Annotated in this window: 17 protein-coding genes; 7 read left to right on the top strand and 10 right to left on the bottom strand. The window is 64.9% G+C overall.

Annotated elements, in window-relative coordinates:
* Positions 1 to 25: 25 nt before the first annotated feature.
* From glyS to FIU81_RS02285, 3 genes are read right to left on the bottom strand one after another with little or no spacing between them, the layout of a single operon-like run.
* A complete protein-coding gene (glyS, locus tag FIU81_RS02295; protein ID WP_124110889.1) occupies positions 26 to 2,314 on the bottom strand; it encodes a glycine--tRNA ligase subunit beta in 2,289 nt (762 codons plus the stop codon).
* Positions 2,315 to 2,815: a DUF6446 family protein gene (locus tag FIU81_RS02290; RefSeq protein ID WP_124110888.1), complete on the bottom strand. Its 501-nt coding sequence runs from the start codon at positions 2,813 to 2,815 to the stop codon at positions 2,315 to 2,317. It lies immediately after the preceding gene.
* Positions 2,812 to 3,738: a glycine--tRNA ligase subunit alpha gene (locus tag FIU81_RS02285; RefSeq protein WP_124110887.1), complete on the bottom strand. Its 927-nt coding sequence runs from the start codon at positions 3,736 to 3,738 to the stop codon at positions 2,812 to 2,814. Before FIU81_RS02285 ends, FIU81_RS02290 begins: the two co-directional genes overlap by 4 nt.
* A gap of 171 nt (positions 3,739 to 3,909) precedes the next feature.
* On the opposite strand from FIU81_RS02285, the gene FIU81_RS02280 reads away from it, so the two are divergent.
* Positions 3,910 to 5,697, top strand: a complete 1,788-nt coding sequence (locus tag FIU81_RS02280) for a serine protease (RefSeq protein WP_254695973.1) — start codon at positions 3,910 to 3,912, stop codon at positions 5,695 to 5,697.
* Positions 5,698 to 5,813: 116 nt separating this feature from the next.
* Here FIU81_RS02280 and FIU81_RS02275 read toward each other — a convergent pair whose 3' ends face one another.
* Positions 5,814 to 6,608, bottom strand: a complete 795-nt coding sequence (locus FIU81_RS02275; RefSeq protein WP_124110886.1) for an alpha/beta hydrolase — start codon at positions 6,606 to 6,608, stop codon at positions 5,814 to 5,816.
* 94 nt (positions 6,609 to 6,702) lie between these two features.
* On the opposite strand from FIU81_RS02275, the gene FIU81_RS02270 reads away from it, so the two are divergent.
* From FIU81_RS02270 to FIU81_RS02255, 4 genes are read left to right on the top strand one after another with little or no spacing between them, the layout of a single operon-like run.
* Entirely contained in the window at positions 6,703 to 7,428 is a 726-nt protein-coding gene (locus FIU81_RS02270) for a hypothetical protein (protein ID WP_124110885.1), read from the top strand.
* Between the two features lie 29 nt (positions 7,429 to 7,457).
* On the top strand, positions 7,458 to 8,942 hold the full coding sequence (locus FIU81_RS02265) for an NAD-dependent succinate-semialdehyde dehydrogenase (protein WP_124110884.1): 1,485 nt from the start codon (positions 7,458 to 7,460) through the stop codon (positions 8,940 to 8,942).
* Entirely contained in the window at positions 8,939 to 9,937 is a 999-nt protein-coding gene (locus FIU81_RS02260; protein ID WP_124110883.1) for an aldo/keto reductase, read from the top strand. The genes FIU81_RS02265 and FIU81_RS02260 overlap by 4 nt, the downstream gene beginning before the upstream one ends.
* A gap of 50 nt (positions 9,938 to 9,987) precedes the next feature.
* The gene (locus FIU81_RS02255; RefSeq protein ID WP_124110882.1) at positions 9,988 to 10,893 is read left to right on the top strand and encodes a DMT family transporter; all 906 of its coding nucleotides are present in this window, start codon (positions 9,988 to 9,990) and stop codon (positions 10,891 to 10,893) included.
* Between the two features lie 32 nt (positions 10,894 to 10,925).
* On the opposite strand, the gene FIU81_RS02250 is transcribed toward FIU81_RS02255, so the two are convergent.
* From FIU81_RS02250 to FIU81_RS02230, 5 genes are all read right to left on the bottom strand, one after another.
* Positions 10,926 to 11,384, bottom strand: coding sequence for an Hsp20 family protein (locus FIU81_RS02250; protein ID WP_124110881.1), 459 nt, complete (start codon positions 11,382 to 11,384; stop codon positions 10,926 to 10,928).
* Between the two features lie 144 nt (positions 11,385 to 11,528).
* Positions 11,529 to 12,338 carry a trypsin-like serine peptidase gene (locus FIU81_RS02245; protein ID WP_124110880.1) on the bottom strand — a complete coding sequence of 270 codons (810 nt, stop codon included), beginning with the start codon at positions 12,336 to 12,338 and terminating at the stop codon, positions 11,529 to 11,531.
* A 79-nt stretch (positions 12,339 to 12,417) separates the two neighbouring features.
* Entirely contained in the window at positions 12,418 to 13,782 is a 1,365-nt protein-coding gene (glcF, locus tag FIU81_RS02240; RefSeq protein ID WP_124110879.1) for a glycolate oxidase subunit GlcF, read from the bottom strand.
* 3 nt (positions 13,783 to 13,785) lie between these two features.
* Positions 13,786 to 14,853: an FAD-binding protein gene (locus tag FIU81_RS02235; RefSeq protein WP_124110913.1), complete on the bottom strand. Its 1,068-nt coding sequence runs from the start codon at positions 14,851 to 14,853 to the stop codon at positions 13,786 to 13,788.
* A 45-nt stretch (positions 14,854 to 14,898) separates the two neighbouring features.
* Entirely contained in the window at positions 14,899 to 16,338 is a 1,440-nt protein-coding gene (locus tag FIU81_RS02230; RefSeq protein WP_124110878.1) for an FAD-linked oxidase C-terminal domain-containing protein, read from the bottom strand.
* 78 nt (positions 16,339 to 16,416) lie between these two features.
* Between FIU81_RS02230 and FIU81_RS02225 the strand changes: the two genes are divergently transcribed.
* Both FIU81_RS02225 and FIU81_RS16630 read left to right on the top strand, forming a co-directional pair.
* Positions 16,417 to 16,761, top strand: a complete 345-nt coding sequence (locus tag FIU81_RS02225) for a hypothetical protein (protein ID WP_124110877.1) — start codon at positions 16,417 to 16,419, stop codon at positions 16,759 to 16,761.
* Between the two features lie 87 nt (positions 16,762 to 16,848).
* A complete protein-coding gene (locus tag FIU81_RS16630) occupies positions 16,849 to 17,013 on the top strand; it encodes a hypothetical protein (protein ID WP_172971377.1) in 165 nt (54 codons plus the stop codon).
* 40 nt (positions 17,014 to 17,053) lie between these two features.
* On the opposite strand, the gene FIU81_RS02220 is transcribed toward FIU81_RS16630, so the two are convergent.
* On the bottom strand, positions 17,054 to 19,108 hold the full coding sequence (locus FIU81_RS02220) for a hypothetical protein (protein WP_124110876.1): 2,055 nt from the start codon (positions 19,106 to 19,108) through the stop codon (positions 17,054 to 17,056).
* Between the last annotated feature and the right edge of the window lie 43 nt (positions 19,109 to 19,151).

Genomic DNA, 19,151 nt, shown 5'->3' with positions numbered 1-19,151 from the left:
GCGGCGGGCGCGTGACAAGGCTTGCTCAGCCCTCGATCTTTGTCAGGTCCGCAACGTCAAGACACAGCCCCCGGATCCGGCTGAGCAGGTTCAGGCGATTGCGGCGCAGGATCTGGTTGTCGGTGTTGATTTGGACGGCCTCGAAGAAGGCGTCGATGGGCGCGCGCAGCAGGGCGAGCGTCGACATGGCGGTGGCGAAGTCCTCGTCCTGCATGGCGGTCTTGATCGTGGGTTCCTGTGCGTCCAGCGCGGCAAACAGGGCGCGTTCCTCGTCGGTCTGCGCGTGCTTGGCATCGGCCCCGAAGGAGTATTCGACGCCGTCCTTCTCCTCGGCCTGGGTCAGGATGTTGTTCGCGCGTCGGAAGCCCGCCAGCAGGTTCTCCCCGTCGTCGGATTGCAGGAAGGCCTGCAGCGCGCGGGCCCGCTTGACCAGCAGGGTCAGGTCGTCGTTGCCGGGCATGGCGAGGCAGGCGTCGATGACGTCGTGGCGGATGCCCTCATCCCGAAGGTGGACCTTCAGGCGGTCGTGGAAGAAGGAGAGGAGGCTTGGGCGATACGTGCCAGCAGAAGGATAGATACGAGAGTTACCTTCGTGAGCGATATCACTAATTGCTTTCACATATTCAGGTGTGACGTCCTTCTTAGACGCCAGACCGCTATCGATGATGAACTCGAACGGTTCTCTCAGCCAATTGATTACTTCGGTACCGTTGCCTGCCCAAACGCCTCCGGCCACCCGGTCCAATTCTATAACGATTAGCCGATCCGAAGCGGCTAGGGATTCCGCCAAAGCTATTTGCCATCCATCTATCAGTTCCGAAAGCTGAAGCCTAAGGTCCTGATTCATAATCAATCGGATCACCCCCAACGCCGCTCTCCTTAGCGCATAAGGGTCTTTCGACCCGGTCGGCTTCTCGTCGATCGCCCAGAAGCCGGTCAGCTTGTCGATCTTCTCGGCCAGCGACACGGCGACGGAGACGGGCGCGGTGGGGACGGTGTCGGAGGGGCCGAGGGGGGCGTAGTGTTCAGCGACGGCATCGGCGACGGCGTCGGGCAGATTTGCACTTTTCGCGTAATAGCGGCCCATGATCCCCTGCAATTCGGGGAATTCATAGACCATTTCGGATGTCAGATCGGCCTTGGCGATCCGCGCGGCTTGCTCTGCCAGCTCCGGGTCGGCGCCCACTGCGGGGGCGAGTTCGCGGGCAAGGGCTGCGATGCGCTCTACCCGGTCGGCCTCTGATCCCAGCTTGGCGTGGAAGGTCACGGTCTTCAGGTTCTCGATCCACGGCCCCATGCCCGCCTTCGCCACGGCAAGGTCGTTTTCCCAGAAGAACACCGCGTCGGCCAATCGGGCGGCCAGAACGCGCTGGTTGCCGTTCAGGATGGTAGCGCCGTCGTCGGGCGTTTCCCGGTTGGCGACTGTCACAAATCGCACAATCTGGCCGGTTTTCGGGTCGCGAACCGAGAAGAACTTTTGATGTTCGCGCATCGAAGTCTGCAGCACCTCTGGCGGTAGGTCCAGAAAGCGGTCATCGATCCGGCCCATCAGGCTGACGGGCCACTCGACCAGACCGGCGACCTCGTCCAGCAGGGCGGCGTCTTCCACGATCTCCAGCCCGGCGGCGAAGGCCATGTTGGCGGCGTCGGCGCGGATGGTCTCGCGCCGTTCTTCTGCGTCCAGAACGACGTGGGCGCGCTTCAGCTTGGCGGCGTGATCCTCGAACCCCGTGACGCGGACGGCGCCGGGCGACATGAAACGGTGGCCTTCCGTCAGGTCGCCCGACGTGATGCCGTCCACGTCAAGCGGCACGATTTCATGGCCATCGGGTCCGGTCAGGATGCACAGGATGCGGTGCAATGGCCGGACCCAGCGCAGCGATCCTGCGCCCCAGCGCATGGATTTGGGCCAAGGAAAGTTGCGGATGGTGGTCTCCAGAACCTCGGCCACGATTTCCGCCGCCGGGCGGCCCGCCTTTTCGATGCGCGCGAAGTAGACTTCGCCCTTGCCGGTGTCGCGCGCTTCCAGCTGGTCACGCGTGACGCCTGCCCCGCGCAGGAAGCCTTCGATGGCCTTGTCGGGCGCGCCGACCTTTGGGCCCTTGCGTTCCTCGACCGTGTCCGGCGAACGGTCCGTCAGCCCTTCTAGTGCCAGCGTCAGGCGGCGGGGTGTCGCGAAGGAGCCAGCGTGGGCGTAGGTCATGCCAGCCTCGACCAAGCCGTCGGTCACCAGCTTCTTCAGGTCGGCGGCAGCGCGGGTCTGCATCCGGGCGGGGATCTCTTCCGAGAAGAGTTCGATCAGAAGATCGGGCATCTATTGGTCCTCTCGCGGCGGGCAATCCTCGCCGATCTGGGTGCCGTCGTAGGCGGTCTCGCCGCAGTTGTTCAGCTGGTGCCAGACGTAGCCGCGTCCGTCGTCGGTAATCGCAACGATGCGGTCCACGCCGTATTCGACGTTCTTCTCGGCCAGGAAGGCGGTGGCTGTCCCTGCCTCTAACGCATCGCCGATCTGGGTCGCGTCGAAACAGTCGAACCAGAAGGGGGCGGTCAGGGGAACGGCGTCTTCATAACGGGTGGCGTCGGCGGCGGGCGTCAGAGCGGTGTCGAAGCAGGCGCGGAAACGGATGGGGGACGAGATCGCGTCGATGGCCTCGATGTTCGTGGCCTGCGCGTCGATCTCACCGCTCTCCGTGACCAGCGCGAAGCCGTCGGGCGCGACCTCTTCGTAGTAGTGATAGACCTGCAGATAGTAGACGCCGACCGCCGTGGCGACCGCGACGACCGCCATGATCAGCGCAAGGACCTTGCCGCTCATGCCGGTTCGGGGGTGAAACCGCCCGCCTCTGTCAGCAGGAAGGCGTCGGCGCATTGCTTGGCCAGCGCACGGACGCGACCGATGTAGGCCTGACGTTCGGTGACAGAGATCACGCCGCGCGCGTCCAGTAGATTGAAGATGTGGCTGGCCTTGATGCACTGGTCATAGGCGGGCAACGCCATGACGATATAGCGGCCCGTGCGGGGATCCACGCTGGGTTGGGACAGAAGGGCGGCACATTCGGCTTCCGCTTCCTCGAAATGGCGCAGCAGGACGGAAGTTTCTGCATTGTCGAAGTTGTAGCGGGCGTATTGGGCCTCTGCCTCGCGGAACACATCACCGTAGAGCAGCGGTTGCGGGCTGTCGGGCTTGTTGAACGGCATGTCCATGACGTGATCGACGCCAAGGACGTACATCGCAAGACGCTCCAACCCGTAGGTCAGTTCGCCCGACACAGGGTGGCAATCGTGGCCGCCGACCTGCTGGAAGTAGGTAAACTGCGACACTTCCATGCCGTCGCACCAGACTTCCCAGCCAAGGCCCCAGGCACCCAGCGTCGGGCTTTCCCAGTCGTCTTCGACGAAGCGGATGTCGTGCAGGCCGGGGTCAATCCCGATGGCGTCGAGGCTGCCCAGATACAGCGCCTGCAGGTCCGGCGGGCTGGGCTTCAAGATAACCTGATACTGGTAGTAGTGCTGCAACCGGTTGGGGCTGTCGCCGTAGCGGCCATCGGTCGGACGGCGCGAGGGCTGGACGTAGGCGGCGGCCCAGGACTTCGGCCCCAGCGCACGCAAGGTGGTCGCAGGGTGGAACGTGCCCGCACCGACTTCCATGTCGTAGGGCTGCAAAACGGCACATCCGACGCCGCCCCAGTAGGACTGAAGCGCCATGATGATGTCTTGGAAACAGGTCGGCTTGGTCATTGCGGGCCCCTTGGGCAAGGCGCGGCCTGCATAGGCAGATGTGCCACAAGGGTCAATCGTGCGCGCCGATCACGCGGGGGTTTCTTGACGCGGGGGTGTGGTTCGGCACAGGTGCTCTGCAACGCGGCATCCGCAGGGGTCGCACGCACCTAAGACACGGGACAAGAACAAGTGAATTACAAGCGTTTCGCCTTGGCGCTCGCGCTGGCCACCATGGCTGGTCCGGTTGCCGCCCAAGAGGTTTGGTTGCAGATCGAAGCCCAGAACACCGGGAATGGCGCAGTTGCGTCGGCCCAGGATTATGCCGAGCGGATCGACAACGTCGAGGCTTACGATCTGAACGGGTCCAGCTGGTACGCCATCGTGGTGGGGCCATTCGACGAGGCAGAAATCGCGGAGCAGCGCCGTGCCCTGCGCGCCCAGCGCCTTATTCCCGGCGACAGCTTCACGAACACCGGCAACAGCTTCGGTGACCGGGTCTGGCCCGAAGGCGATGCACCGCAAGTCGATCTGGCGCAGGCAGAGGAAGATGCGCCCGTGGCCAGCCCGAATCAGGACAATCCCGATTTCGCGGAAGCCGCACCGGAAACCGTGCCGGAGCCAGAGCCAGAGCCCGCCCCCGAACCGGACGAGACGGTGGCAGAGGCCCGACGCTCCGAAGCGCAGCTGACACGTGAGGAAAAGCAGCAACTGCAGATCGCCCTGCAATGGGCCGGTTTCTACGACGGCGCCATCGACGCGGCGTTCGGGCGTGGCACCCGAGGCTCGATGAGCTTCTGGCAGGACGAGAATGGGTACGAGCCGACGGGCGTGCTGACCACTCGCCAGCGTGCAGACCTGATCGGCCAGTACAACGCCGTGCTGGACGGGCTGGGCCTTGCGGAAGTGACCGACTCGACCGCCGGGATCACGGTATCGATGCCGACCGAGCTTGTCGCGTTCGACCGTTATGAGCCACCGTTCGCCCATTACGAGGCCGTCGACGGGGCCGAGGTGGACGCGAAGGTCCTACTGATCTCGCAACGCGGGCAGCGGGCGGACCTATACGGTCTGTACGACATCCTGCAAACGCTGGAAATCGTGCCGCCAGAGGGCGAGCGTGAGCGGCGTGAAAGCGGCTTCACCCTGATCGGGCGCAACGGCAGGATCGTCAGCCAGACTGAAGCGCGGCTGGAGAATGGTGAGATCAAGGGCTTCACCCTGATCTGGCCCGCAAATGATGAAGATCGCCGCACCCGTCTGATCGACGAGATGATCGCCAGCTTTGACACGATGCCCGGTCAGGTCATGCCCGATCTGGTGGGCGAGCCGACCGAAGACCAAAGCGTTGACCTGCTGTCCGGGCTTGCGATCCGCAAGCCCAAGCTGGTGCGTTCCGGCTTCTATGTGTCCCGCCGCGGAGAGGTTCTGACGACCTCCGAGGCGGTGGCCGAATGCAGCCGCATCACGCTGGACGACGATGTGGAAGCGACCGTGAAGGCGTCCGATGACGCGCGCGGATTGGCTTTGCTAGAGCCGGGGCAAGCGCTGGCCCCGCGTCAGCACGCAACGTTCCTGTCGGGCGTGCCCCGCCTGAACTCGGACGTGATTCTGTCGGGCTACTCCTTCGGTGGCCAGCTTGGCGCGCCCTCGCTGACCTACGGCACGCTGGCTGCGATGACCGGTCTGAACGAGGAAGACGACATCCGCCGCTATGACCTTGCGTCCATGGAGGGCGACATGGGCGGCCCGGTGTTCGACACCGGCGGCGTAGTGCTTGGCCTGTTGCGAGATGCACCGATCGAAGGACGCTCGCTGCCCGAAGGCGTGTCCTTCGCCACGGATGTCGCGACGATCCGTGACTTCCTTGTGGGCGCTGGCGTCACACCGCGCACCGACCGCGCGACCGAGGACCTGCCGCAAGGCCAAATCGAGCGCCGCGCCGGGGACATGACCGTTCTGGTGGGCTGCTGGGAGTGAGCACCAGTCCGACGCAGTCGGCGTTCGCCCCGGTGGGGCGAACGAGGTGCGAACGCGCGGAGCGCTAGACCGCCAAATCAAGACACCGCCCTAGACCCGATCCGGGGCGCGTCACCCTACACCGCGAACAGCCGTTCCAGCATCTCGCTATCGGCATCCAGAAGCGGCTCTATCACGTCGAAGTGGTGCCGCCCCTCCGCTTGCACCAGCGGCACGTCCCAAGCCTCTGCCAGCGAGCGCGCCTGATCGACGAAGGCGGGCAGCTCGGCGGCCCCCACCCAAACCGTCGCAGGCGTGCCGCGCACGCGGGGCAGAAGCGCAGGGCTTTCGCTTTCGGCCTCTGCCTCATCGAGCCGCAAATCCTCGTTCAGCTTCAGCCCGACAAGGGGGCGCAAATCGCTGACCGGAGAGATCGGCATCACATGCGTCAGGCGGTCCGCCACCGCTTCGGGTAGCATCACATCCGCCGCCATCATGCGCGCGACCAGATGCCCGCCCGCCGAATGCCCAACCAGCCTGATCGGCAGGTCTGGCACCTCGTCCGCCAGTTGCGCGACGGCATGGGCTACCTGCAACGTAATACGGGCGATCCGCGCTTCGGGCGCCAAGGTGTAGGACGGCATCGCCACCAGATCGCCCCGCGCCAAGGCACCGGCGGCGAAATGCGACCAGTCGTGACGGTGGCGCGAGCGCCAGTAGCCGCCATGCACGAAGATCGTCAGCCCGGTGGCCGTGCCTTCGGGCAGGAACAGATCGGCCTTCTCACGCGCGGTCGCGCCGTAGGGCACACCCAACCTCGCGCGCTGACCCAGACTGTCGCGGAAGTCGGCGGCCTGCGCCTGCCACTTCGCGCCATAAGCTTCAGAGCCCGAAACGGCGGCGGAGTTGTCGTAGTCGATGTCGAACGCCATCTAGGGTCCCCCATATTGGTAGATAGATAATCCGGTTGATCATATCCGACAATTCGGCGGATTGCCCCAACGCTTATCTTTCTCACGATGCCTTATGGATACGACATTCTCGACGACTCGCCCGGAAGACAATGCCGAGAACCGATTGCGCTTCATCGCCGGGACAGCGATGTTGTGCGCGACGATCCTGGCCTTCGCGCCGAAAATTCACATCGGCCCCGATCAAACCGATCCCTACAGCACCACCACAATCATCCACGCGCTGTCGATGCTTGGCTGGCTTGGCCTGTTTTGCGTTCAGACGGCCGTGGTGAGGCGCGGGGGAGTGCATCTGCACAGAGGCTTGGGCGCGCTCAGTTCCGTGATCGTGATTGTCGCACTTGTCAGCGGTTTCATGGTCACCCGCCGATTCAGCGCCGAGATGAATACGATCCACATCTTCTTGGGAAACATGGTCCTTCTGGGCGGTTTCGGCAGTCTTTATCTGCTTGCGGTCATCGCCGCGTTGAAACGCCGGATCGACTGGCACTGGCGGCTGATGTTTCTGGCGGCCTTCGCGATCATGGGCCCAATCGTCAGTCGTGTAACGCATGCATTGCACCTGCCCGGCGGTTCGGCGGCAGCCCTGCATCTGGCGCTGATTTGCGGGATCTCCATCGCGTGGGACGTACTGCGCGAACAGCGACTGCATCCCGCGACGGTTGCCGGACTTGGCATCGTCTTCGTTCTGATCGGCGGCGCGGCGACGGTGGGACTGCTGCCGCCCCTGTCCGACTGGACGCGCACCTTCGTGATGGCCGCCTTGCCCGACGCGCCCTAGGTATCGGGCAAATCCAAACGGAGACCCCCATGCCCGACACAAACCTTGCCGCCCGCCTGTCCGACCCATCGCTTCTGAAAGGGCAAGCTTATGTCGCTGGAAAATGGTGCGATGCCGGATCGGGCCAGACCTTCGACGTGACGAACCCCGCAAAGGGCGACACGCTGATCGCTGTGGCCGATCTGGATCGCGACGATGTGGCCCGCGCGCTCGATACCGCTGCAACGGCGCAAAGGGCCTGGGCCAAGCGAACGGCAGAGGATCGGCGCGACCTTCTGATGAAGTGGCATGATCTGATGGTCGAGCACGCTGACGACCTTGCCCTGATCCTGACCGCCGAACAGGGCAAGCCTGTGTCAGAGGCTAAGGGCGAGATCATGTACGGCGCGGGCTTCATCAAGTGGTTCGCTGAGGAAGCGCGGCGCGTCTACGGAGAGATCATTCCCCCCCACGCGCCCGACAAACGCATTCACGTCATCCGTCAGCCCATCGGCGTCGCCGCCGCGATCACACCGTGGAACTTCCCCAATGCGATGATCACCCGCAAGGCCGGGCCCGCGCTGGCCGCCGGCTGTGCCTTCGTGGTGCGGCCGCCGTCGCTGACGCCCCTGTCAGCCCTTGCGATTGCCGAGCTGGCGACGCGGGCCGGACTGCCAGAGGGTATCTTCTCTGTGGTGCCGTCCAGCGACTCGAAGGGCATCGGGCAAGAGTTTTGCGAGAACGACCATGTGCGAAAGCTGACCTTCACCGGCTCGACCGAGGTCGGGCGCATCCTGTTGAAGCAGTCCGCCGACCGGGTTGTGAAGACCTCGATGGAGCTGGGCGGCAACGCGCCGTTCCTGGTGTTCGACGACGCCGATCTGGATCAGGCCGTGGAAGGCGCCATCGCCTGCAAGTTCCGCAACGCGGGTCAGACCTGTGTCTGCGCCAACCGCATCTACGTGCAGGCAGGTGTCTATGATGCCTTCGCCGAAAAGCTGAAGACGCGGCTGGAGCAGATGACCGTGGGCGACGCTCTGGAGGGCGACGTCGACTTCGGTCCGCTGATCGACGAGGACGCGGTGAAGAAGGTCGAGGATCACATCGCCGACGCCAAGTCCAAAGGCGGCGACGTGATCTACGGCGGCGACCGACATGAGAAGGGCGGGACTTTCTTTCAGCCGACCATCGTCACGGGTGCCACGCAGGACATGGCCTTCGCGACCGAAGAAACCTTTGGCCCCCTTGCACCGCTGTTCAAGTTCGAGACGGAAGAAGAAGGCATCCGCTACGCCAACGACACGATCTTTGGGCTGGCATCCTACTTCTTCTCCAACGACCTCAGTCGCGTGACCCGCGTGTCCGAGGCCTTGGAGTACGGGATCGTCGGCGTGAACACCGGCCTGATTTCCACCCCTGTCGCGCCTTTCGGCGGCGTCAAGCAGTCGGGGCTGGGCCGCGAGGGATCGCACATGGGCATCGATGAATATCTGGAAGTGAAATACATCTGCCTGAACGTGCAGGTCGACCAATGAGCCGCTACACCCTTCCCCACACACTCGGGATGGGCGGCGCGGCCCTTGGAAATGAGTTCCGCCCCATTCCGGACGCCACGGCAATGGCCACGCTGAACGCGGCCTGGGACACTGGCATCCGCTACTTCGACGTGGCCCCGCATTACGGGCTAGGTCTGGCGGAGCGGCGCTTCGGGCAGATGCTTCACCAGAAACCCCGCGACAGCTTCGTGATCTCGTCCAAAGTCGGGCGATTGCTGCAGGCTGGGCGGGAGCATCTAGGGCAGCAGCAAATGCCCTTTTCGCCCTCTCCAAACGTCGAGGTCTATGATTACTCGCGTGACGGCGTGATGCGATCAATCGAGGATTCGCTACAGCGGACCGGTCTGGATCACATCGATATCGTCTTCGTGCATGACCTGTCGCCCGACAACGATGCTTTGCCCGATGACTGGGATGCCCTATGGCCCGGTGCCGTCGATGGCGGCTTCCGCGCGCTCTGCGACCTGCGCGATCAGGGCGTGATCGACGCATGGGGCATGGGCGTGAATCGGCCCGAACCGATCCTGCGCTGCATGAAGGACAGTGATCCCGACATTCATTTGCTGGCCAGCCAGTTCAGCCTGATTGAGCACGACAACGCGGTGACGGAAGTCTTTCCGGCGGCGCGCAAGCGGGGCAACACCTTCGTCATCGGATCTGCCCTGAACGCGGGCTTTCTGGCCGGGCGGCACCAGTATCACTACGGAGACAGCAATACCGTCATCGCGAAAGAGCGAATGGAAAAGCGCGACAGGTTCCGGGCGCTGGCGTTTGAGCACGGGTCCGACCTGCTGACCGCCGCGATCCGGTTCGCCATGGCGCAGGATGTCTGCGCATCGCTGTGCCTTGGCCTGTCGGAACCGCATGAGGCTATCGAGGATGTTGCGGCGGCGGCAAACCCGGTGTCCGCAGACTTCTGGCAAGCCTGCAGAGATGAAGGGCTGATTCATCCGGACGCCGCCACGCCGGACTGATCGCGCAGGATCCGGGTCGCGCGGTGTCGCGATCCGGGCCATGCAGGGGGATGACCCAGCGCCTCGATTTTGTGTCCGTCCTTCTCCTGCTGATCCTTGCCGCCGTCTGGGGCGGATCGTTCTTCTTCGCCGAGATCGCCTTGCGCGAGGTGCCGCCGCTGACCATCGCACTGCACCGCGTAGGATGGGCGGCGCTGATCCTTGGTCTCGTGGTGCGGGCGCGGGGCATTGCCGTGCCACGCGCCGCGCGCGTCTGGGGTGCGTATCTGGTGATGGGCGGCCTGAACAACGCGATCCCGTTCAGCCTGATTTTCTGGGGACAGACGCGGATCGAGAGCGGCCTTGCCTCTATCCTGAACGGCACGACGGCCATCTTCGGGGCCGTTGTCGCGGGGCTTCTGCTGGCGGATGAGCCGCTGACCCGCAATCGCATTGCGGGTGCTGCGATTGGATTGACGGGTGTGGCGATCATCATGGGGCCGGATGCGCTGTCCACGCTGGACCCCCGCAATCTTGGGCAGCTGGCGGTTCTGGGCGCGGCACTCTCATACGCTTTGGCGGGGGTCTGGGCGCGCAAGCATCTGGCCGGGCAACCGCCGCTGATGAACGCTTTGGGCATGTTGTGTGGATCGACCGTCCTGCTGGTGCCTGTGGTCCTGGTGATGGACGGCGTTCCGTCAATCGACCTGCGGCCCGCGACGTGGGCCGCCCTACTGTCGCTCGCCGCACTGTCCACCGCCTTCGCCTATCAGCTTTATTTCGCCATCCTGCCCCGCGCAGGGGCGGCGAACCTGATGCTGGTGACCCTAATGATCCCACCCTTCGCCATCGCATTGGGTGTGCTGTTCCTGGACGAGCGCATCGGTGTCACGGGCTGGATCGGGTTCGCCGTCATCGCCGTGGGCCTGGCCGTCACGGACGGGCGTGTCCTGCAACGAAAGAAGGCCGCGCCCTAGGGCACGGCCTTCGACTTACGCGATCAAGCGGATCACTCGGCGGCGATCTGGTGCGCGACGGTGTTGCCGGTCGCTTGGATTTCGATCCGGCGCGGCTTCAGCGCCTCTGGCACTTCGCGCTTCAACTCGATGACCAGCATGCCGTTGGCGTGGTGCGCGGCCTCGACTCGGACGTGGTCGGCAAGGTGGAACCGACGCTCGAACGCACGGGTGGCGATGCCGCGGTGCAGATACTTGCGATCGGCGTCATCGTCGGCGCGACGGGCAGAAATCACGAGCGCATTCTCGCGCTGCTCAACGGTCAGATCCTCGTCGGAGAAGCCCGCGACGGCGATCTCGATTGCCCAGGCATCATCGCCGGTCTTTTCGATGTTGTAGGGGGGATAGGTTTGCGCGCCTGCGTTGTCGGACAGGACGCGGTCCATCATTTCGGCCATCTGGTCGAAGCCGACAGTGGCACGGTAAAGTGGAGCAAGGTCGAAGGTTCGCATGGGAAATCCTTTCAAAAGCGATCACCATATGAGCCCTTCCCACCATGGGAACGGGCCGATGCCGGACCCTTCATAGGCGTCCGACACCGGAAATATGGGAAACGCCGCGCAGCGGTTCAAGAGAGCCCGCGCGCGAAAAGTATCCTATGGTTTCAAGAATTTGCCCGGCCCACCTTGCCGCGCCTCACTCTGGCTAAGGCGCAGAACCTTGGGTGCGGCGCGGAAGAACACGCCGTCGCCCCGTGCCAGTTCGGCGCGCAATGCGGGCAACGTCGCGGCAAGGTCGGTGCCGATGGAAACCTTCTGACCGTTCGAGTGCGCCTTAGCAGAGACGACCGAGACGATCCGCGGCGCACCGCCGCTGAAGGTCAGTACAGGGGCGCCCGATGTGCCGAAATCCGCGTCGCACGACATGACGAGCGCGCCGTAGTCACGGCCCAGAACGCGGCAGGTTTCCTGCAACGCAGGCCGCTCTGCCCGGTCGTGGGCGTAGGAGACCACGCCGATCTCTGCGCCGCCGACGCTGCTGGCGCCGATGGGGGCGACCATGGCGGCATCCACCGGGCGGTCCAGCTCGATCAGGGCAACGTCGTAGGCCAGTGACGATATCGCCATGTCGTTCGCGCGGTAGCCCTGCGCCACGACGATCCGTTTCGCGGTGCGGTGTGCTTCTGCCCGGCCGTCGCGGAACCCGGCCATGAAGACGACCTGTTCGGGGCGCATCTGCGTGCCGTCATCGTTCACGACGCAATGCGCGGCTGTCAGGACTTCACGCGCCGACAGCAGGGTCGCGGTGCAAAAGCCCGTGCCGGCCAGTTCAAGGCGTCCGACGGCGTGGAAGGGTTTGGCATCGTCTCCGGTGGTCAGCGCCCGAAGCGCGCTATCCTGTGCCACGCTCTGTCCGGCGAGCAGTCCGAACAGCAGGCTGAGCCCAAGGGCCTTGAGGTGTCGCACGGAGCCATCTCCCTTCCACGTCGTCTGTGGTCAGACTGGTGGCAAGGCGCGGCGCCGATGCGGCGACTTCAGGGGAAGGTCAGGGCGTTTGCGCGGCAATCTTGTCCGGTTTGGGGCCACCAGTGGCCCAATCCAGAAGCTCGACGGTATGGACGACCGGAATGTCGGTGCCCGATCCGATCTGCACCATGCAGCCGATATTGCCAGCCGCGATGATCTGCGGGGCCTTTGCTTCCAGCGTCTGCACCTTGCGGGTCTTCAGTTCTCCGGCGATCTCGGGCTGCATCAGGTTGTAGGTGCCGGCAGAGCCGCAGCACAGGTGGCTGTCCTTCGGCTCGACCACCTCGAATCCGGCACGTGCCAGCAGGGCCTTGGGCGCGCCCTTCACCTTTTGGCCGTGCTGCAACGAGCAGGCCGCGTGATAGGCGACGCGGATGGGGCCGTCGCCCATCGCGGGCGGATCGTGCGCGTCGATGCCCGCGATATCGTCCCTTGCCTTCAGCGTTTCGTGGATCGGGGCCTTTCCCGGCAGCAGCCGTTCCAGCAGTTCCGACACATCGCAGGCCAACGCGCTGATCTCGGCGGCATCTTCAGCCAGATCAGTCGTCCGCATCATGTGGCCGTAATCCTTGACGGTCGTGCCGCAGCCGGATGTGTTGATGACAACCGCGTCCAGCCCACCGTTCGCCTTCACCTTTTGCCACGCCCGGATGTTGGCGGCGGCCTGCGAATGGGATCGGTCCTCTTGCCCCATATGATGCACCAGCGCGCCGCAGCAGCCCATGCCGTCGGCCACGACAACCTCTGCGCCCAGCCGGGTCAGCAGGCGCACGGTGGCGGCGTTGATCGCCGGGTCGAGCGCCGATTGCGCGCAGCCCGTCAGCAGGGCAACGCGCATCTTTCGCTCGCCTTCCGCGGCGTGGGTCTGGGGGCGGTCCACAAGGCTTGGCGGCGCGACTTTGTCCGGCGCCATGTCGAGCATCGCGCGCAGGCGCTTGTCGGGCATCAGCCGTTTGAAAGGCCGCCCCAGCTTGGCCGCGCGCAGGGCCAACCGGAATCGGTTCGGATAGGGCAGGATCTGCGCCAGCGTCCAACGCAGCGCGCGGTCGGGCCAGGGGCGTGTGTAAGTCTTTTCGATATGCGCGCGGGCATGGTCGACAAGATGCATGTAGTGCACGCCCGACGGGCAGGTCGTCATGCACGCCAGGCACGAAAGGCAACGGTCGATATGTTTGACCGTCTGCGCGTCGGCGGGGCGGTCGTTCTCCAGCATGTCCTTGATCAGGTAGATGCGTCCGCGCGGGCTATCCAGCTCATCGCCCAGCACCTGATAGGTCGGGCAGGTCGCAGTGCAAAAGCCGCAGTGAACGCAGGCGCGCAGCACCTCGTTCGAGCGCGCGGTCGCGGGGTCTTGCAGCTGCTCGGGCGTGAAGGTCGTCTGCATGGGTCAGGTGTCTTCCATCTGGAACAGGCCGCGCGGGTCGAACTGGGTGCGCAAACCTTCGGACAGGCGTGCGACCGGCGTGGGATCGGGGTGTGCCGTGCCAAGTGCGGCGTGCGTTTCGGGGGCGGCGCGGATCAGTGTGGCGTGGCCGGGGCAGTTCATCCTGGCACGCAGGTCGGTGCCGGGATCGGCTTCGGCCCAGACCAGCCCGCCGCCCCAGTCGAGCATCGTGCGCCCCGGCAGCGAGACCACCAGCCCCGGCGCGTCGGACGGCTTGACCGAGATGCGCCACAGGTCGGCGTCTGATCCAGCGAATTGCGTCGCGTCGCGGATGTCGGCCCAATCGATCTTTTCCACCGACCAGTCACCACCCAGCGCCTTGACCAGAACGTCCGCGCGATAGTCCACCGACGCCTCTGCCCCTTCCAGTCGCAACATCGTGCGTCCGTCAGAGTAGGCGGCCCCGGTCACCTCATAAGGCGTGCCAAGCGCGCCGGACATGACCCGCACAGCCTCTGCCGCGTCATGACCCTGTGCGACCAGCGTGCGGGTCGCCGCGACGCCCGGCAGCAGCTTCACCGCCACTTCCGTCACGATGCCCAACTGCCCGCGCGCGCCGCAGACCAGCTTCGCCAGGTCCAGACCCGTGACGTTCTTCATCACGCGCCCACCCGACTTTATGGCCGTCCCGCTACCGTCGACGAACCGAACGCCGATCGCCGCGTCCCGGGCCGCGCCCGCCACCATGCGCCGGGGTCCGCTGGCGTTGACCGAAACACAGCCGCCAAGCGTCGGCACACCGTCGCGGCCCAGCACGGCGCGGTAGTCCCACGGCTCGAACGCCATCCGCTGACCTTCGGCATCCAGCGCGGCCTGCACATCGGCCATCGGCGTTCCCGCCCCCGCCACCAGCGTCAGCGCGCCCGGCTCATACAGTGAAATGCCGTTCAGCCCGGCAGTCGTCAGATCGGCTCCCGGCACGGCGATTCGAGTCCCGCCGCCCTGCACGCGCAAGGGGCCGTTCGCGGCGCGCACCATTTCGGCCAGATCGGCCTCGGTCTCTGGTCTCAGCACGACCGCTCCTTCATCGTTCTAAAAATACCTCCGCCGGAGGCTCTACTCAGCGGCCACGCGCCGCGTGTCGGATGACGCAAGCGGGAAGACCTTGGCGGGGTTCAGCAGCCATGCGGGATCGAACACATCCTTCACCCGCATCTGCGCTTCCAGATCAACCGGGGCGAATTGCACCGTCATCAGATCGCGTTTTTCCACGCCGACGCCGTGTTCGCCCGTCAGACAGCCACCGACTTCGACGCAAAGGGTCAGGATGTCTTCGCCCAGCGCCTCTGCCCGTTCCAGATCGCCGTCCTTGTTGGCGTCGAACAGGATCAGCGGATGCATATTGCCGTCGCCCGCGTGAAAGACGTTCGCCACGTCCAGCCCATGCTTCTTCGACAGATCGCCGATCCCGCGCAGGACGCGGGGCAGTTCGCCCACCGGGATCGTGCCGTCGAGGCAGATGTAGTCGTTGATCTGCCCCATCGCGCCGAACGCAGACTTGCGGCCCAGCCAGATACGCGCGCTCTCATCCTCGGACTGCGACACGCGCAGTTCCACCGGATCATGCTGGCGCGCGATGGCGCTGATGGCGTCGAGCTGAGCGTCGATTTCGGCGTCCGAGCCTTCGACTTCCACGATCAGCAGCGCCTCGCAATCGGGATAACCCGCGCCGGAGAACGCATCCGTGGCGCGGATGCAGGGGCGGTCCATGAATTCGATGGCGACGGGCAAGATCCCGGCCTTGATGATACCGGACACGCAGGCCCCGGCCACTTCCGACGAGTCGAAGCCGATCAGGCAGGGTCGCGCGCCTTCGGGCTTGGGCAGGATCCGCAGGGTCGCTTCGGTCACGACACCCAGCTGTCCTTCGGACCCGCAAACGACGCCGAGCAAGTCCAGCCCGCCCGCATCCATATGCGCGCCGCCCAATTCCACCACGGTGCCGTCCATCAGCACCATCGTGACACCCAACAGATTGTTGGTGGTCACGCCGTATTTCAGGCAATGCGCCCCGCCGGAGTTCATCGCGATGTTGCCCGAGATGGCACAAGCCAGCTGCGACGACGGGTCGGGGGCGTAGAAAAAGCCGTTCTCCTCGACAGCGCCGGTGACCGACAGGTTCGTGCGGCCCGTCTGCACGGTGATGTAGCGGTCGGGGTAATTCGTCTCGATCACGTCGGTCAGGCGCGCGACGCCCAGCACGACACTGTCGGCAGTGGGCAGCGATCCGCCCGCCAAAGAGGTTCCGGCCCCGCGCGGCACCACCGGCACGCGCAATTCGTGGCAGACCTTCAGCGCGGAGGCGACCTCCTCGGTCGAGCTGGGAAGAACCACGGCCAGCGGCGGGCATTTGTAGGCCGTCAGCGCGTCGCATTCGTAGGCCTTCAGCTCGCGCGGCTCGTGGATCAGGGCGTCGCCCGGCAGAACCTGTGCCAAACGGCGGACCAGTTCCGCTTTTTTCGAGATCACGCGCGCATCGGGTTCGGGCATCTGCATCGGGGTCTCCTCCTGATTCCAAGGGTATGCGCCTGCCCCAACGGTGGCAAGGCGACGGATCGCCCCTACCTTAACCCCATGCGCATTGCTCTGCCCCTTGTGTTCCTGGCTCTGCCTGCCATTGCCGATCCCGCCCGGATCGTGGAGGTCTCCGCCACGCAGAGCGGAGCCGATTGGCGCATCTCCGTAACGCTGGAACATGGCGACACCGGCTGGGAGGACTACGCCGACGGCTGGCGGGTCGAGGCGGCGGACGGGACGGTGCTTGGCACCCGCGAATTGCTGCACCCGCACGTGAACGAGCAGCCCTTCACCCGGTCGCACACGATTTCGATCCCCACGGACACGCGACGGGTGCATATCCGCGCCAGCACTCTGCCCGAGGGCTGGGCCACCGATACACAGGCCTTCGATCTACCCTGACGCGTGTCGTCGCACCCCATGACTTTACGGAAACCAATCGCTGTCTGAGGGTTTGAGCAGACAGAACACGTAACGATTGGATAACACATGTCCCTAGGATGGCTTCTGCCCCTGCTCGCCCTTATGACCCTGCTGATCTTCAGCGTCTTCGCCTATCGGTCCAAGATCAAAACCGAAGAACGCAAGGAGCGTGACGATATCGAGAAATCCGCTCTCGCGGTTGACGGCGACAGCCACTCGAAAGCGCCCTGATCAGAACAACGGCCCCAACGCGGGGCCGTTTCGCATTTTGCTACCGGCGTCCTTCACGCAGCCAAGCGCCCGTTGCCAAACCGGCGGCCAGGATCAGCCATAGCCACGCAGGTAGCAACGGCACTGCGGTGATATCCGCCGTCAGATAGGCATCACGCGGCGTGATCCCAATCCAGCCGCGTCCAGCAGCTTGGCGACCCGCCCGAACCTGACGCACATCCGGCAGGCCGTCGCTGATCCCCCGAATGCCCCCCCGAGAGCCGTCGATCAAAGGCTCCAGCGTCTCGCCGCTGGCGACTGTCTGCTCGAACTCGCGCGGGCTTTGCGGACCGAGGGCGACGACTGCCTCTTCATCGCCCTGCGCCAGCCGATACAACCCGATCTCCGGCCCGGTAAACTCGGCCTGGAACTGACCGGGCGCAACCTCTTCCATTTCCAACTCGACGGTCTCGCCGTCAGGGCCAGTAATCGTCAGCGGGCCGGTGGTCTCATCCAACGTGCGACGCGTGACAACCATGCGCTGACCATCGGCAACGGCACTCAGCGCCTCTTCCTCCAGTTCCGGTTCCTTCATCGACCAATGTGCCAGCCGTCGCAGCAGGTCGAGTTGCGGGCCACCGCCCTCATATCCACGGCTCCACAGCCATGCATGGTCAGAACCGAGCAACGCCACGCGCCCTTCGCCCACACGGTCAAGCACGAGAAGCGGGCTATCGTCGATCCCGGTCATCACGACCTGACCGCCCAACGGCTCCAACTCGATTTGGCGTAGCCAGCGTCCCCAGTCCGGCTCTTCCCCGCCGCCGCCAAGTCCGCGCGTCACCGGATGACGCCGCCCCATGTCGGTCAGACGGGGCAGGTAGGCCTCCTCCAGCACGCGGCTGGTAGGTGCTGCGGGCAGGATTTCCCCAAGCGGCGAGCGGTACAGCGATGCGGCGCTGGCAAAGTCCGGCCCCGCGGCCACGAGCACCGCGCCGCCGTTTTCCACGTATTGCCGCACGTTATCCAGATACAACGCAGGCAAGATGCCCCGCCGCTGATACTTGTCGAATATGATCAGATCGAATTCGTCGATCTTCTCCAGGAACAGCTCCCGCGTCGGGAAAGCGATCAGGGACAGCTCGTTGACCGGCACGCCGTCCTGCTTTTCTGGCGGACGCAGAATGGTGAAATGGACCAGATCGAGTGAGGCGTCCGACTTCAGCAGGTTGCGCCATGTCCGCTCGCCCGCGTGTGGCTCGCCCGAGACCAGCAACACCCGCAGCCGGTCGCGCACGCCGTTGATACGCACGACAGCGGCGTTGTTGCGGTCGGTCAGCTCGCCTTCGGCGACCGGCACGTTGAACTGGATCACGTTGATGCCCGCGTGGGGCAGCACGACGGGCAGCTCCAACTCTTCGCCCACGGGTACATCGAAGCTGCGCGCCTCACCGCCGTCGATGGCGATCTCTAAAGAGACCGTCTGGCCTTCGGCGGCAGGCACGGCGCCCTGATTGTCGATCCGTAGGCGCAGCGCCACCTCTTCGCCCAGAATGGCGAAGGCGGGCGCGGTCGTGATCTCCAACCGCCTGTCCCAATCCTCGGGCTGGCCCGTCATCAACAAGTGCAGCGGCGCGGGCAGATCCGGAGCGTTTTCGATATCGTGCAACCGCCCGTCCGAGATCAGCACCGCGCCCGCGATCCGCGCTTGCGGTTCTTCGGCCAACGCCTGCGACAAAGCCGTCATCAATTCGGTGCCCCCGTCGCCCTGCCCGTCGCCCAATCGCACGACGCGCAATTCCGTGTTGCCCAGCGCCGAAATTTCGCTCTCCAACCGCGCCAATGCCGCCGCAGACTGGTCCGGCCGGTCCGACAGCCGCTGCGACGCGCTTTCGTCCACCACTGCGATCACGATGTCCGACAGCGGAGCGCGGTCCTCGCTTTGCAAAGACGGGCCGGACAAGGCCGCCAGCAAAGCCAGCGCCGCCAGCCCGCGCAGCCACCAGCCGCCCAGCCCGCGCCATAGCGCCAGTCCGACGACCAGCACCGCAACGCCCGCCAGCACGGCCAGTACCACCCAAGGCACCAATGGATCAAAGATCACGGTTTCGGTCAAAGCGACCTGCTTTCTTTGTTTTTACAAATACTCATGTCGAACG

Source organism: Palleronia sp. THAF1, assembly GCF_009363795.1.
In the GTDB taxonomy this organism is placed as follows: Bacteria; Pseudomonadota; Alphaproteobacteria; order Rhodobacterales; family Rhodobacteraceae; genus Palleronia.
The sequence above is the reverse complement of the archived record's forward strand: the minus strand, read 5'-3'. Positions and strand labels throughout refer to the sequence as shown.